The 13,039-nt window shown below is 57.4% G+C and carries 12 protein-coding genes; 9 read left to right on the top strand and 3 right to left on the bottom strand.

Features of this window, described 5'->3' with window-relative positions; all coding sequences use genetic code 11:
- Positions 1 to 2 precede the first annotated feature (2 nt).
- The 6 genes from sufB to ACE3MN_RS11060 all read left to right on the top strand — a co-directional run bounded on the left by sufB (position 3) and on the right by ACE3MN_RS11060 (position 6,232).
- The gene (gene sufB / locus ACE3MN_RS11035; RefSeq protein WP_024357897.1) at positions 3 to 1,490 is read left to right on the top strand and encodes a Fe-S cluster assembly protein SufB; all 1,488 of its coding nucleotides are present in this window, start codon (positions 3 to 5) and stop codon (positions 1,488 to 1,490) included.
- Positions 1,491 to 1,506: 16 nt separating this feature from the next.
- Complete coding sequence (gene sufC / locus ACE3MN_RS11040) at positions 1,507 to 2,253, top strand: Fe-S cluster assembly ATPase SufC (RefSeq protein ID WP_004132414.1); 747 nt, start codon at positions 1,507 to 1,509, stop codon at positions 2,251 to 2,253.
- Positions 2,228 to 3,502, top strand: coding sequence for a Fe-S cluster assembly protein SufD (gene sufD / locus ACE3MN_RS11045; RefSeq protein ID WP_101867915.1), 1,275 nt, complete (start codon positions 2,228 to 2,230; stop codon positions 3,500 to 3,502). Before sufC ends, sufD begins: the two co-directional genes overlap by 26 nt.
- Positions 3,499 to 4,719: a cysteine desulfurase SufS gene (sufS, locus tag ACE3MN_RS11050; RefSeq protein WP_064342828.1), complete on the top strand. Its 1,221-nt coding sequence runs from the start codon at positions 3,499 to 3,501 to the stop codon at positions 4,717 to 4,719. Before sufD ends, sufS begins: the two co-directional genes overlap by 4 nt.
- Before the next feature lie 11 nt (positions 4,720 to 4,730).
- Positions 4,731 to 5,147, top strand: a complete 417-nt coding sequence (sufE, locus tag ACE3MN_RS11055; RefSeq protein WP_024357900.1) for a cysteine desulfuration protein SufE — start codon at positions 4,731 to 4,733, stop codon at positions 5,145 to 5,147.
- 101 nt (positions 5,148 to 5,248) lie between these two features.
- A complete protein-coding gene (locus tag ACE3MN_RS11060) occupies positions 5,249 to 6,232 on the top strand; it encodes a L,D-transpeptidase family protein (RefSeq protein ID WP_049086017.1) in 984 nt (327 codons plus the stop codon).
- Positions 6,233 to 6,296: 64 nt separating this feature from the next.
- Here ACE3MN_RS11060 and lpp read toward each other — a convergent pair whose 3' ends face one another.
- On the bottom strand, positions 6,297 to 6,533 hold the full coding sequence (gene lpp, locus ACE3MN_RS11065; RefSeq protein ID WP_003029373.1) for a murein lipoprotein Lpp: 237 nt from the start codon (positions 6,531 to 6,533) through the stop codon (positions 6,297 to 6,299).
- Positions 6,534 to 6,844: 311 nt separating this feature from the next.
- On the bottom strand, positions 6,845 to 8,257 hold the full coding sequence (gene pykF / locus ACE3MN_RS11070) for a pyruvate kinase PykF (RefSeq protein WP_004119183.1): 1,413 nt from the start codon (positions 8,255 to 8,257) through the stop codon (positions 6,845 to 6,847).
- Between the two features lie 509 nt (positions 8,258 to 8,766).
- On the opposite strand from pykF, the gene fumD reads away from it, so the two are divergent.
- Entirely contained in the window at positions 8,767 to 8,979 is a 213-nt protein-coding gene (gene fumD / locus ACE3MN_RS11075; RefSeq protein WP_004132406.1) for a fumarate hydratase FumD, read from the top strand.
- Between the two features lie 26 nt (positions 8,980 to 9,005).
- Here fumD and ACE3MN_RS11080 read toward each other — a convergent pair whose 3' ends face one another.
- Positions 9,006 to 9,644 (bottom strand): TetR/AcrR family transcriptional regulator, encoded by a 639-nt coding sequence (locus ACE3MN_RS11080; RefSeq protein ID WP_004132404.1) that lies wholly within the window; start codon positions 9,642 to 9,644, stop codon positions 9,006 to 9,008.
- Between the two features lie 126 nt (positions 9,645 to 9,770).
- Here ACE3MN_RS11080 and ACE3MN_RS11085 point away from each other — a divergent pair, with 126 nt between their 5' ends.
- Positions 9,771 to 11,624: a bifunctional sugar phosphate isomerase/epimerase/4-hydroxyphenylpyruvate dioxygenase family protein gene (locus ACE3MN_RS11085; RefSeq protein WP_024357902.1), complete on the top strand. Its 1,854-nt coding sequence runs from the start codon at positions 9,771 to 9,773 to the stop codon at positions 11,622 to 11,624.
- 79 nt (positions 11,625 to 11,703) lie between these two features.
- Entirely contained in the window at positions 11,704 to 13,023 is a 1,320-nt protein-coding gene (locus ACE3MN_RS11090) for an MFS transporter (RefSeq protein ID WP_024357903.1), read from the top strand.
- Positions 13,024 to 13,039 lie beyond the last annotated feature (16 nt).

A 13,039-nucleotide genomic window follows, 5' to 3' on the forward strand; every position in this document is an offset into this window, starting at 1 on the left:
CTATGTCTCGTAATACTGAAGCAACCGACGATGTCAAAACCTGGAGCGGCGGGCCACTCAACTATAAAGAAGGCTTTTTCACGCAGCTGCAGACCGATGAGCTGGCGAAAGGCATAAACGAAGAGGTGGTTCGGGCGATTTCCGCGCGCCGCAATGAGCCGGAATGGATGCTGGAGTTTCGTCTAAACGCGTTTAAGGCCTGGCAGGCGATGGAAGAGCCGCACTGGCTGAAGGCGCACTACGACAAGCTGAACTATCAGGATTACAGCTATTACTCGGCGCCCTCCTGCGGCAACTGCGATGACGCCTGCGCCTCTGAGCCTGGCGCTTTGCAGCAGACGGGCTCCAGCGCGTTTTTGACCAATGAAGTTGAAGAGGCGTTCAATCTCCTCGGCGTGCCGGTGCGCGAGGGGCGGGAAGTGGCGGTCGACGCCATTTTTGACTCGGTTTCCGTCGCCACCACCTATCGCGAAAAGCTGGCGGAGCAGGGGATTATCTTCTGTTCGTTCGGCGAGGCGATCCACGAGCACCCGGAACTGGTGCAGAAATACCTCGGCACCGTGGTGCCGGGCAACGACAACTTCTTTGCCGCCCTCAACGCGGCGGTGGCCTCCGACGGGACCTTTATCTATGTTCCTAAAGGCGTACGCTGCCCGATGGAGCTGTCGACCTATTTCCGCATCAACGCGGAAAAAACCGGCCAGTTCGAGCGCACCATTCTGGTCGCCGACGAAGGCAGCTATGTAAGCTACATTGAAGGCTGCTCGGCGCCGGTACGCGATAGCTACCAGCTGCACGCGGCGGTGGTTGAAGTGATCATTCATAAGGATGCCGAGGTGAAGTACTCCACGGTGCAAAACTGGTTCCCCGGCGACAACAACACCGGCGGGATCCTTAACTTCGTCACCAAGCGCGCGCTGTGCGAGGGCGAGAACAGCAAAATGTCGTGGACCCAGTCGGAAACCGGCTCGGCGATCACCTGGAAATATCCAAGCTGTATTCTGCGCGGGGATAACTCCATCGGCGAGTTCTTCTCGGTGGCGCTGACCAGCGGCCATCAGCAGGCGGATACGGGGACCAAGATGATCCATATCGGTAAAAACACCCGCTCGACGATTATCTCGAAGGGGATTTCTGCCGGCCACAGCCAGAACAGCTATCGCGGGCTGGTCAAAATTATGCCCACCGCAACCAACGCGCGCAACTTCACCCAGTGTGATTCGATGCTGATTGGTCCGGACAGCGGGGCGCATACCTTCCCTTACGTGGAATGCCGGAACAACAGCGCGCAGCTGGAGCATGAAGCGACCACGTCGCGGATCGGCGAAGATCAGCTGTTTTACTGCCTGCAGCGCGGCATCAGCGAGGATGATGCGATTTCGATGATCGTCAACGGTTTCTGTAAGGACGTTTTCTCAGAGCTGCCGCTGGAGTTTGCCGTAGAAGCGCAGAAATTACTGGCGATTAGTCTTGAACACAGCGTCGGCTGATAACAAAGGAAATAAGATGTTAAGTATTAAAAATTTGCAGGTCGCCGTCGAAGACAAAGAGATCCTGCGCGGACTGAATCTGGACGTTCGCCCCGGCGAAGTGCACGCCATTATGGGGCCGAACGGCTCCGGGAAAAGTACGCTCTCCGCCACCCTGGCCGGACGCGAAGACTATGAAGTGACCGGCGGTAGCGTGGCGTTTAAAGGCAAAGATCTGCTGGAGCTCGCCCCGGAGGATCGCGCCGGCGAAGGCATCTTTATGGCCTTCCAGTATCCGGTGGAAATTCCCGGCGTCAGCAATCAGTTTTTCCTGCAAACCGCGCTCAACGCCGTGCGCCGCTACCGCGGCCAGGAGCAGCTTGACCGCTTTGACTTCCAGGACCTGATGGAAGAGAAAATTAAGCTGCTGAAAATGCCCGAGGATCTGCTGACCCGTTCGGTTAACGTCGGCTTCTCCGGCGGCGAGAAAAAGCGCAACGATATCCTGCAGATGGCGGTACTGGAACCGGAGCTGTGCATCCTCGACGAGTCCGACTCCGGGCTGGATATCGACGCGCTGAAGATTGTCTCTGACGGCGTTAACGCCCTGCGCGACGGCAAGCGCGCGTTTATTATCGTCACCCACTATCAGCGCATTCTCGACTATATCAAGCCGGATTACGTCCACGTGCTGTACCAGGGGCGGATCGTCAAATCCGGCGACTTTACTCTGGTCAAACAACTGGAGGAGCAGGGCTATGGCTGGCTTACCGAACAGCAGTAACGCGCTGCAGCAGTGGCACCATCTGTTTGAGTCGCAAAGCGGGCAGCGCAGCCCGCAGGCGCATCAGCATCTGCAACAGCTGCTGCGGCTGGGCCTGCCGACGCGTAAACATGAAAACTGGAAATATACGCCGCTGGACGCGTTACTGAATCAGACCTTTGTCGCCGCTCAGCCGCAGGCGCTGACGGCGGCCCAGCGAGACGCGCAGGCGCTAACGGTGGAGGCATGGCGCCTGGTGTTTGTCGACGGTCAGTTTAGCGACAACCTGAGCGACGATCTGGCCGCCAGCGGCTATGAAGTGCAGGTGGATAACGAGCGTCAGCATCTGCCTGACGCCGTTCAGCCCGAAGTCTTTCTGCATTTGACCGAAAGCCTGGCAACCACCGTCACCCACATCCGGGTCAGGCGCAACCAGCGCCCGCAAAAACCGCTGCTGATTATGCACCTGACGCGCGGACTGGCGAGCGATGAAATGAATACCGCCCACTATCGCCATCATCTGGAGCTGGAGAGCGGCGCGCAGGCGACCATCATCGAACACTATCTGAGCCTCAACGACCAGCGCCACTTTACCGGCGCAAGGCTGACGATGACCGTGGCGGATAACGCCCACCTGCAGCATATCAAGCTGGCGTTTGAGAATGCGCAAAGCTACCACTTTGCCCACAACGACCTGGCGCTCGGGCGCGACAGCTCCGCCTTCAGCAGCAGTTTTCTCCTCGGGAGCGCGGTGCTCCGCCACCACACCAGCACGCGGCTGAACGGAGAAAACAGCAACCTGCGGATTAACTCGCTGGCGATGCCGGTCAACGGCGAAGTCTGCGACAGCCGCACCTGGCTCGATCATAAAGTCGGATACTGCAACAGCCGCCAGCTGCATAAAACCATCGTCAACGACAAAGGGCGGGCGGTGTTTAACGGCCTGATTAACGTCGCGCCGCATGCGATCAAAACCGATGGCCAGATGACCAACAACAACCTGCTGCTTGGCCGCTTATCGGAAGTGGATACCAAACCGCAGCTGGAGATTTACGCTGATGACGTGAAGTGCAGCCACGGCGCGACCATTGGGCGCATCGATGATGAACAGCTGTTTTATCTGCGCTCGCGCGGCATTACGCAGCAGGCGGCGCAGCAGATGATTCTTTACGCCTTTGCCGCCGAGCTCACCGAAGCGATCGATGATGAGGCGCTCAGGCAGCAGATACTGGCGCGTATCGGCCAGCGTCTGCCGGGAGGTAACCTATGACATTTTCTGTGCAACGCGTGCGCGCGGATTTTCCGCTACTCCACCGCGAGGTGAACGGCCAGCCGCTAGCCTATCTCGATAGCGCCGCCAGCGCGCAGAAGCCGGAAGCGGTAATTAACGCCGAGGCGGGATTTTACCGCCACGGCTATGCGGCGGTGCATCGCGGCATTCATACGCTCAGCGCGGAAGCCACGGCGCGCATGGAGCAGGTGCGCCAGCAGGCGGCGACGTTCCTCAACGCCAGCTCGGCGGAAGAGGTGGTGTTTGTTCGCGGCACCACGGAAGGCATTAACCTCGTGGCCAACAGCTGGGGGAACGCCAACGTCGGCGCCGGCGACAATATCATCGTCAGCGCGATGGAACATCACGCTAATATTGTGCCATGGCAGATGCTGTGCGCCAGAGTAGGCGCGCAGCTGAGGGTGATCCCGCTGAATCAGGACGGTACCCTGCAGCTGGATGCGATCCCCGGCCTGTTTGACGATCGCACCCGCCTGCTGGCCATCACCCAGGTGTCTAACGTGCTGGGAACCGAAAACCCGATCGCCGCCCTGGCCGCTTTAGCCCATCAGCATGGCGCGAAGGTGCTGGTGGACGGCGCGCAGGCGGTCATGCACCATCCGGTTGATGTTCAGGCGCTGGACTGCGATTTTTACGCCTTCTCCGCGCACAAGCTGTATGGCCCCACCGGGATCGGCGTACTCTACGTCAAACAGGACATTTTGCAGGCGATGCCGCCGTGGGAAGGGGGCGGATCGATGATCGCCACCGTCAGCCTGACGGAAGGCACCACCTGGGCAAAAGCGCCGTGGCGCTTCGAGGCGGGAACGCCGAATACCGGCGGCATCATTGGACTGGGCGCGGCGCTGGATTACGTCAGCGCGCTGGGGCTGACGCAAATCGCGGAATATGAACAAACCCTGATGCGCTACGCGCTGCAGGCGCTGGAGAGCGTGGCGGATTTAACCCTGTACGGCCCGCCAAATCGCCTGGGAGTGATTGCCTTTAATCTCGGCAAACATCATGCCTACGATGTCGGCAGCTTCCTGGATAACTACGGCATCGCGGTGCGGACCGGGCACCACTGCGCCATGCCGCTCATGGCGTTCTACGGCGTCCCTGCCATGTGCCGGGCATCGCTGGCGATGTACAATACCACGGAAGAGGTGGACCGGCTGGTAGCGGGCCTGCAGCGGATCCACAAATTATTAAGCTAAAGGAAGTGACTATGGCGGCGTTACCGGACAGAGACAAACTGCTGCGCAACTTTAGCCGTTGCGCGAACTGGGAAGAGAAATATCTCTATATTATTGAACTGGGACAGCGCCTGGCGCCGCTGAGCCCGGAGGAACACAGCGCACAGAACATCATTCAGGGCTGCCAGAGTCAGGTGTGGATCGTGATGGCGCAGGAGCCGGGTGGGGCTATTGCGCTTCGCGGCGACAGCGACGCGGCCATCGTGAAAGGACTTATCGCGGTGGTATTTATCCTTTATGACCAGATGACGGCTAAGGATATCACCGCTTTTGACGTGCGCCCGTGGTTTGAAAAAATGGCCTTGACGCAGCATCTTACCCCCTCGCGCTCGCAAGGACTGGAAGCCATGATCCGCGCAATTCGCGCGAAAGCTGCAAATCTTAGCTAGAATAAAACAGTAGATTTCATTCTGTTATGCACGACGGGAGGCTAGCCTCCCGTCGTGCATAACAGGCCTGGCGTTTTATCAGCGAAAGAAGGAATCTCAGTATGAAACGCGCTTCTCTTATCACCCTGGCTCTTCTGAGCGCCCTCAGCGCGTCACACGCAGCCTGGGCCGTTGATTACCCCCTTCCTCCTGCCAATAGTCGTCTGATTGGTGAGAACCAGTTCTGGACGGTACAGGAGGGCGACCGCAACCTGCAGGCGATTGCCCGTCGTTTTGATACGGCGGCGATGCTGATCCTCGAAGCGAACGATACCATTGCGCCGGTGCAGCCTAAACCGGGTACACAGGTGCTGATACCCTCGCAGATGCTGCTACCGGACGTGCCGCGTGAGGGCATCGTCGTCAACCTGGCAGAACTGCGCCTCTACTACTTCCCGCCGGGAATGAATCAGGTGCAGGTTTATCCCCTGGGGATTGGTCAGCAGGGGCTGGAGACGCCGGAGATGACCACCCGTATCGGGCAGAAAATCCCGAACCCCACCTGGACGCCGACGGCGGGCATCCGCGCCCGCTCGCTGGAGAAGGGGATTAAACTGCCGCCGGTGGTGCCCGCAGGGCCGAATAACCCGCTAGGTCGCTATGCGCTGCGTCTGGCGTACGGCAACGGTGAATATCTTATTCATGGCACCAGCGCGCCGGACAGCGTCGGTCTGCGCGTAAGCTCCGGCTGCATGCGCATGAACGCGGCGGACATCCAGGCGTTATTCAATCAGGTGAAAAGCGGCACCCCGGTGCGGATAATCAACCAGCCGGTCAAATTCGCCGTGGAGCCGGACGGTAAGCGCTATGTTGAAGTTCATCGCCCGCTGACGCCGGATGAGAGCAGCAACGCGCAGACCATGGCCTATACGCTTCCGGCGGAGTTTCATCAGTTTGCGGGGGATAAAGCGGTTGATGAGGCGCAGCTTAAACGCGCGCTGACCAGACGAGCAGGCTATCCGGTGGCGATCTCCGCGGGTGAAAGCGCCGCGTCGGGCCTGTCGGTACAGAATACGCCGCTGGATGAAGCGAAAAGCGTGCAGTAGGCGGGGATGCGGAAGACAAAAAAAATGGCGCACAATGTGCGCCATTTTTATTACACAGATACTATTACTTACGGTATTTAGTAGCTGCGTTGTCCAGACGCTGGTTAGCGCGAGCTGCGTCATCTTTAGCAGCCTGAACGTCGGAACGCATTGCGTTCACGTCGTTGCTCAGCTGGTCAACTTTAGCGTTCAGAGTCTGAACGTCAGAAGACAGCTGATCGATTTTAGCATTGCTGGAGCAACCAGCCAGCAGAGTAGAACCCAGGATTACCGCGCCCAGTACCAGTTTAGTACGATTCATTATTAATACCCTCTAGATTGAGTTAATCTCCATGTAGCGTTACAAGTATTACACAAACTTTTTTGTGATGAGAATATTTTTTTACCTGAATACGCTTATTTTTGATCGTTCGCTCAAAGAAGCATCGAAATCATCACGTAACTTTAAAAAGGCGAGTGAAAACAGCGCGCTTCCATCGGATTCATCTTAGATAATCTCGCGTTAAATAGTAAATTCCGATTTGCATTTTTATTAATAGCGGCTAGTGCCGGAATAAAAAAAAGCGCCCCGAGAGGCGCTTTTAAAGGAAATACTAATTAACCTGTAAATTATTACAGCACGTGCACGGAAGCGGTATTGGTGGTTCCGCTCGGGACTAACGCGCCGGAAACCATAACAACCACGTCGCCTTTACGCGCCAGGCCGCTCTGCAGCGCCAGTTCTTTACCCTGGATGTAGAACGCATCGGTAGAGGAGATATCTTCAACCAGCTGCGCCACAACGCCTTTGCTCAGCACCAACTGACGCGCGGTGGTTTCGTTGGTGGTCAGCGCCAGGATAGTGGCATCCGGGAAGTATTTACGTACGGCGCGCGCGGATTTACCGCCCTGGGTTGCCACAACGATCAGCGGCGCTTCCAGTTTTTCAGCCGTTTCTACCGCACCGCGGCACACCGCTTCGGTGATGCGCAGCTTACGGTTGTCGTTGTTGTACTCAAGACGGCTGGTCATGACGCGGTCGGTACGTTCGCAGATGGTCGCCATGATGGTGACCGCTTCCAGCGGGTATTTACCTTTCGCGGATTCGCCGGACAGCATAACTGCGTCGGTGCCGTCGAGGATGGCGTTGGCCACGTCGCCTGCTTCCGCACGGGTCGGACGCGGGTTTTTGATCATGGAATCCAGCATCTGGGTCGCGGTGATAACGACTTTACGCGCGCGGATACATTTCTCGATCATCATCTTCTGCGCGAAGATAACTTCTTCAACCGGGATTTCAACGCCCAGGTCGCCACGGGCTACCATGATGCCGTCAGAGGCTTCGAGGATTTCGTCGAAGTTGTTCAGGCCTTCCTGGTTTTCGATTTTGGAGATGATCTGGATCTTCTCGCCGCCGTGGGCTTTCAGGTGCTCACGGATTTCAACAACGTCAGAACGCTTACGGATAAAGGATGCCGCAACAAAGTCAACGCCCTGTTCGCAACCGAAGATCAGATCCTGTTTGTCTTTTTCAGCCAGCGCCGGCAGCGCGATAGATACGCCCGGCAGGTTAACGCCTTTGTTCTCGCCGAGGTCGCCGTTGTTCAGCACTTTACAAACAACTTTGTTGCCTTCGATAGCGGTCACTTCCATACCGATCAGACCATCGTCAACCAGTACCGTGTTGCCAACGCTCAGGTCGCTGGTGAAGCCTTCATAGGTCACCGCAACGATTTCGTTATTACCGACAACGGATTTATCGGTGGTGAAGGTGAAGGTCTGGCCCGCTTTCAGGGAGACGTCGTTGCCGCCTTCCAGCTTAATGGTACGGATTTCCGGACCTTTGGTGTCCAGCAGGATTGCCGCTTTCTTACCGGTTTTACTCATCACATTGCGCAGATTCTGGATGCGCTGACCGTGTTCCGCATAGTCACCGTGAGAGAAGTTCAGACGCATAACGTTCATGCCCGCGTCCAGCATTTTGGTCAACATCTCTTCGGATTCGGTTTTCGGACCGATGGTGCAAACAATTTTGGTCTTTTTCATGACAGTTTAATCTTTAAGTTGTGAAGGATAGGGATGGGGAATCTGACTCCGTGGGCGCACTGCCGCAGAGTTAAACCTGTATTACGAAAGTTGCTATGCCACGCTCTAAGGATAGGTGACAACAAAAGAGCGTGCAGAAGAATGTGTGCTGGCGGTTCAGCCCATGAAAAGAGGCAACGTGTTATGCGTTTAGTCATGCAATCCAATGCGCTGAAACCATTCAATAAGAATTTGTTGGGCATTATACGTTGCCCAATCCAAAAAAGAAAATGAAAACCATGTTTCATTTCTATAGTTACATACTTAACAAAATGCAAACTAATCCTATGCTTATGCGCAACACATTTTTTCATCACCTGACAAGATAAAGAGGGTGGAAACGCGGGTTTATTCACAAGTTTGGCCGGGAAAAGCGGTCTCTGAGGCGAAAACGGCGCGCTGGTTTGCTTTAAGCGGGAAATATATCAATAATGATTTGATAGATAATGAAAATTTGAGAGCGGAATACGATGGGAAACACAGCCAAAGATGAGGCGTTGTATCAGGAAATGTGCCGGGTGGTCGGTAAAGTCGTGCTGGAGATGCGCGACCTGGGCCAGGAGCCGAAGCATATCGTTATCGCCGGCGTGGTGCGTACCGCCCTCGCGAACCCAAAGGTCAAACGTTCCGCCCTGACGCAGGAAGCGATGGAGAAGGTGGTCCACGCGCTTTCCGGAAGCTAGCCGCCTCAGGGCACTACCCGCGCGCTTCAGGAAATCACGAAGCGGATCACCGCTTTTACCGCTATATCGCAGTGGTGGGCGACCATGGCCTCATCATCGATCGCCGGCATCGGATCGTCCAGGTACAGGCTGCTAAAGGTATAAAAGTTCGACACCTGATAGAAGCTAAAGCTGCTGATCAATCGATGCACATCGCGCGCTTCCAGCCCCGCCTGAAACACGCCTTGCCGCTGACCGCGCTGAAGAATATCTTCCAGAATCGACAGGGCGGTGCGGTTTAGCGGTTTCAGCTGGCCCGAGCTTTTCAGCCACTTCCCGCGCTGCATGTTTTCCATACAGATGACCCGCATATAGTCGGCGTGGGTGGCGTGATAGCGCACGCTCCACTTCACCAGCTGCACCAGCGCCTCGACCGGCGGCACGTTTTCCAGCCCAAGCTGCTGCTCGGTTTCGCGGATCCTTGCGTAGACGTGCTGCAGCACGGCCTGATAAAGCTGCTCTTTGGTCTTGAAGTAATAGACCACCATGCGTTTGGTGGTCTGCGCTTCGGTGGCGATTTGCTCCATCCGCGCCCCCGACAGTCCATGCTCGGCGAAAACGGTAATGGCGGCGGCGAAGATCCGCTCTTTCAGAGACTGCGCTTCATCATGAGCAACGACGGACATAACGGCTCCTTTTCTTGAGATGCAAAAAATACACATATTGATCACAATTTAGCAACCAACCATGGCGCGATTGAACCAAATGATACATATTCAGGTCATTACCTCAGCCAATGACCCGAGGACACTATGTTGCGCTCCATCGCCACCGTCTCGATCTCCGGTACCTTACCCGAAAAGCTCCATGCCATCGCGGCGGCAGGCTATCAGGGCGTCGAAATCTTCGAAAACGATCTGCTCTATTATACCGGTACCCCGGCTGATATCCGCCACCTGGCGGCAGATTTAGGGCTAAAAATCACGCTTTTTCAACCGTTTCGTGATTTTGAAGGCGCCAGCCGCAGCCAGTTCGCCGCCAATATGGAACGCGCCAGGCGCAAATTTGCGCTTATGCATGAGCTGGGCTGCGACACTATGCTGCTGTGCAGCAACGTTCAGCCGGACTGTTCCGCCGACGTCGAGCTGCAGATCGCGGATTTGCGCGCCCTGGCTGAACTGGCGGAGCAGGAACAAATCCGCATCGGCTACGAGGCGCTGGCCTGGGGCACCCACGTCAACCGTTGGCATCAGGCCTGGTCACGGGTCAAAAGCGTCAACAGTCCGGCGCTGGGCATTGTGCTCGATAGCTTCCACGTGCTGGCGCGCGGCGACACGCTGCAGCGGCTAGGGGAAGTACCGCCGGAGAAAATCACCTTTGTGCAGATGGCCGATGCGCCGCTGATGAAAATGGATATTCTGGAGTGGAGCCGGCACTTCCGCTGCTTTCCCGCTCAGGGGCAGCTGCCGCTGGTGGATTTTGCCTGCGATCTTACCCGCTGCGGCTATCGCGGTCCCTGGTCGCTGGAAATTTTCAACGACAGCTTCCGGGCGTCGCCCAACGGTGCGACGGCGAAAGATGGCTATCGCTCGCTGCTGTGGCTGGAAGAGCAGGTCCGTCAGCGGCTACCGGAAAGCCGGGCGCCGCTTTTTGCTCCCGTTGAACTGCCCCTCTACGCCGGGCTGGAGTTTATCGAGTTTGCCGCCGCGCCGGCGCAGGCGGGCGAGCTCGGACAAACGCTGGCGCAGCTCGGCTTTGCCGAGGAGGGGAGCCATCGCTCAAAACGGGTCTCCCTCTGGCGCAACGGCGGGGCGCGGGTGGTAGTCAACGCCCAGCCGCACAGCTGGGCCGACCATTTTCACCAGCGTCACGGGGTTTCCCTCTGCGCCATGGCGCTGCGCGTCAGCCAGAGCGCGGCGATCGTGGAACGCGCCCGCGCATACGGCTACGCCACCTGGCAGGGCGATGCCGGGCCGAATGAAAGCCCGATCCCGGCGGTTTGCGCGCCGGACGGCAGCCTTATTTATCTGATTGAGGTGGGGGATGACATCTATACCCGCGATTTTCATCTGCGCGCGAACCTCACGCCGCGCGACGATTATCAGGGTATCGATCATCTGGCTCTCGGCATGGAAGCGGACAGCCGCGATAACTGGATCATTTTTTTCCGCAGCGTTTTCGGCTTTATCCTCGAGCATGAACAAACGCTACCCGATCCGTACGGGCTGGTGCGCAGCCTGGCGGTACGCAGTCCGCAGGGCGACATTCGCCTCGCGCTCAATATTTCGCAAAGCCGCGCCACGCAAATTGCCCGTTCGGTCGCCTGTTATCAGGGCGCCGGTTTACAGCACGCGGCGTTTGCCTGCCGCGATTTACCCGCCACGCTCGCCAGCCTGCCGCAGATTGCGGTCGAGGCGCTGCCCATCCCGGCGAACTATTATGACGATCTGCTGGCCCGTTTTGGCGAAGACGCTCAGGTTAACCTTTTGAAGAATCATCAGATTCTTTATGACCGCGATGGAGACGGCGGGGAGTTCCTGCATCTTTATACCCGCCCATTTTCTGCCGGACGCTTTTTCTTTGAATTGACCGAGCGGCGCAACGGTTACGCACTTTATGGTGCTGTAAATGCAGCTGTACGCTTGTCAGCAATGCAGTACACCTAGTAATGTAGCAGATGGTTCACAACCCAACGTCGCAAACACAATAACAACATCCGGCTGTACCCTATGACAGGAAACGACTATGAACTCTTATAGCCATAATCAGACGACGGCGGCCTCCGCGTCCGGCGCGCGGCCTTCCCGGCGGCGTATCGGTATCCTTGCGCTGCTGGCGGTCGGCACCATGATCAACTATCTCGACCGCACGGTGCTGGGTATCGCCGCGCCGCAGCTGACCGCAGAGCTGGGGATTGATGCCGCGATGATGGGCATCGTATTCTCCGCCTTCGCCTGGACCTACGCGCTGGCGCAGATCCCCGGCGGCATCTTCCTTGACCGCTTTGGTAATAAAGTCACCTATTTTCTGGCGCTGACCCTGTGGTCGTTATTCACCCTGTTCCACGGCATGGCGGTTGGCCTGAAAAGTCTGCTGCTGTGCCGCTTTGGCCTCGGCGTCAGCGAAGCACCCTGTTTCCCGGTAAACAGCCGGGTAGTGAGCGCCTGGTTTCCGCAGCAGGAGCGCGCCAAGGCGACGGCGGTCTATACCGTCGGCGAATATCTCGGGCTGGCCTGCTTTGCGCCGCTGCTGTTCTGGATAATGGGCAGCTTCGGCTGGCGAGCGCTGTTTATTAGCGTCGGCGCCGCCGGGGTGTTGTTTGCGCTGGTGTGGTGGCGCTGCTACCGCGAGCCGCATGAGGATAAACATCTCAATCAGCTGGAGCGCGAGCACATTATCAACGGTGGCGGAATGTCCACCGGCGCGGAGCAGCATACCGCCTTTAGCTGGCCGCTGGTTCGCCAGCTGCTGGCTAAACGGCAGATCCTCGGCGCCAGCATCGGGCAGTTCGCCGGTAATACGGTGCTGGTCTTCTTCCTCACCTGGTTCCCGACCTATCTGGCCACCGAGCGCCATATGCCGTGGATCAAAGTCGGCTTCTTCGCCATCATGCCGTTTCTCGCGGCGGCGGGCGGCGTCATGTTCGGCGGCTGGGTCTCGGATAAGCTGCTGAAGGCCACCGGCTCGGCAAACCTCGGGCGTAAGCTGCCGATTATCGCCGGTCTGCTGATGGCGAGCACCATTATCGCCGCCAACTGGCTGACCAGCGATCTGGCGGTGATCCTGGTGATGTCGTTCGCCTTCTTTGGTCAGGGGATGGTTGGACTGGGCTGGACGTTAATCTCCGATATCGCGCCGAAGGGCCTTGGCGGACTGACCGGCGGCCTGTTTAACTTCTGCGCTAACCTTGCCGGGATCCTGACGCCGCTGATTATCGGTTTTATCGTTGCGGCCTCCGGCAACTTCTTTTACGCGCTGATTTATATCGGCGGCGCCGCGCTGCTGGGCGTAGCGGCCTATCTGTTTATTCTCGGCGATGTTAAACGTATCGAACTTTCGCAGTAGCGCAGTAGCAAAAGGA

This window comes from Klebsiella grimontii (assembly GCF_042137965.1).
Lineage (GTDB): Bacteria > Pseudomonadota > Gammaproteobacteria > Enterobacterales > Enterobacteriaceae > Klebsiella > Klebsiella grimontii.

Coding starts and splice junctions, on each gene's coding strand:
- sufC (WP_004132414.1), top strand. CDS start 1,507: ATGTTAAGTATTAAAAATTTGCAGGTCGCCGTCGAAGACAAAGAGATC.
- ACE3MN_RS11085 (WP_024357902.1), top strand. CDS start 9,771: ATGTTGCGCTCCATCGCCACCGTCTCGATCTCCGGTACCTTACCCGAA.
- pykF (WP_004119183.1), bottom strand. CDS start 8,257: ATGAAAAAGACCAAAATTGTTTGCACCATCGGTCCGAAAACCGAATCC.
- sufE (WP_024357900.1), top strand. CDS start 4,731: ATGGCGGCGTTACCGGACAGAGACAAACTGCTGCGCAACTTTAGCCGT.
- ACE3MN_RS11080 (WP_004132404.1), bottom strand. CDS start 9,644: ATGTCCGTCGTTGCTCATGATGAAGCGCAGTCTCTGAAAGAGCGGATC.
- sufS (WP_064342828.1), top strand. CDS start 3,499: ATGACATTTTCTGTGCAACGCGTGCGCGCGGATTTTCCGCTACTCCAC.
- ACE3MN_RS11090 (WP_024357903.1), top strand. CDS start 11,704: ATGAACTCTTATAGCCATAATCAGACGACGGCGGCCTCCGCGTCCGGC.
- ACE3MN_RS11060 (WP_049086017.1), top strand. CDS start 5,249: ATGAAACGCGCTTCTCTTATCACCCTGGCTCTTCTGAGCGCCCTCAGC.
- sufD (WP_101867915.1), top strand. CDS start 2,228: ATGGCTGGCTTACCGAACAGCAGTAACGCGCTGCAGCAGTGGCACCAT.
- lpp (WP_003029373.1), bottom strand. CDS start 6,533: ATGAATCGTACTAAACTGGTACTGGGCGCGGTAATCCTGGGTTCTACT.
- fumD (WP_004132406.1), top strand. CDS start 8,767: ATGGGAAACACAGCCAAAGATGAGGCGTTGTATCAGGAAATGTGCCGG.
- sufB (WP_024357897.1), top strand. CDS start 3: ATGTCTCGTAATACTGAAGCAACCGACGATGTCAAAACCTGGAGCGGC.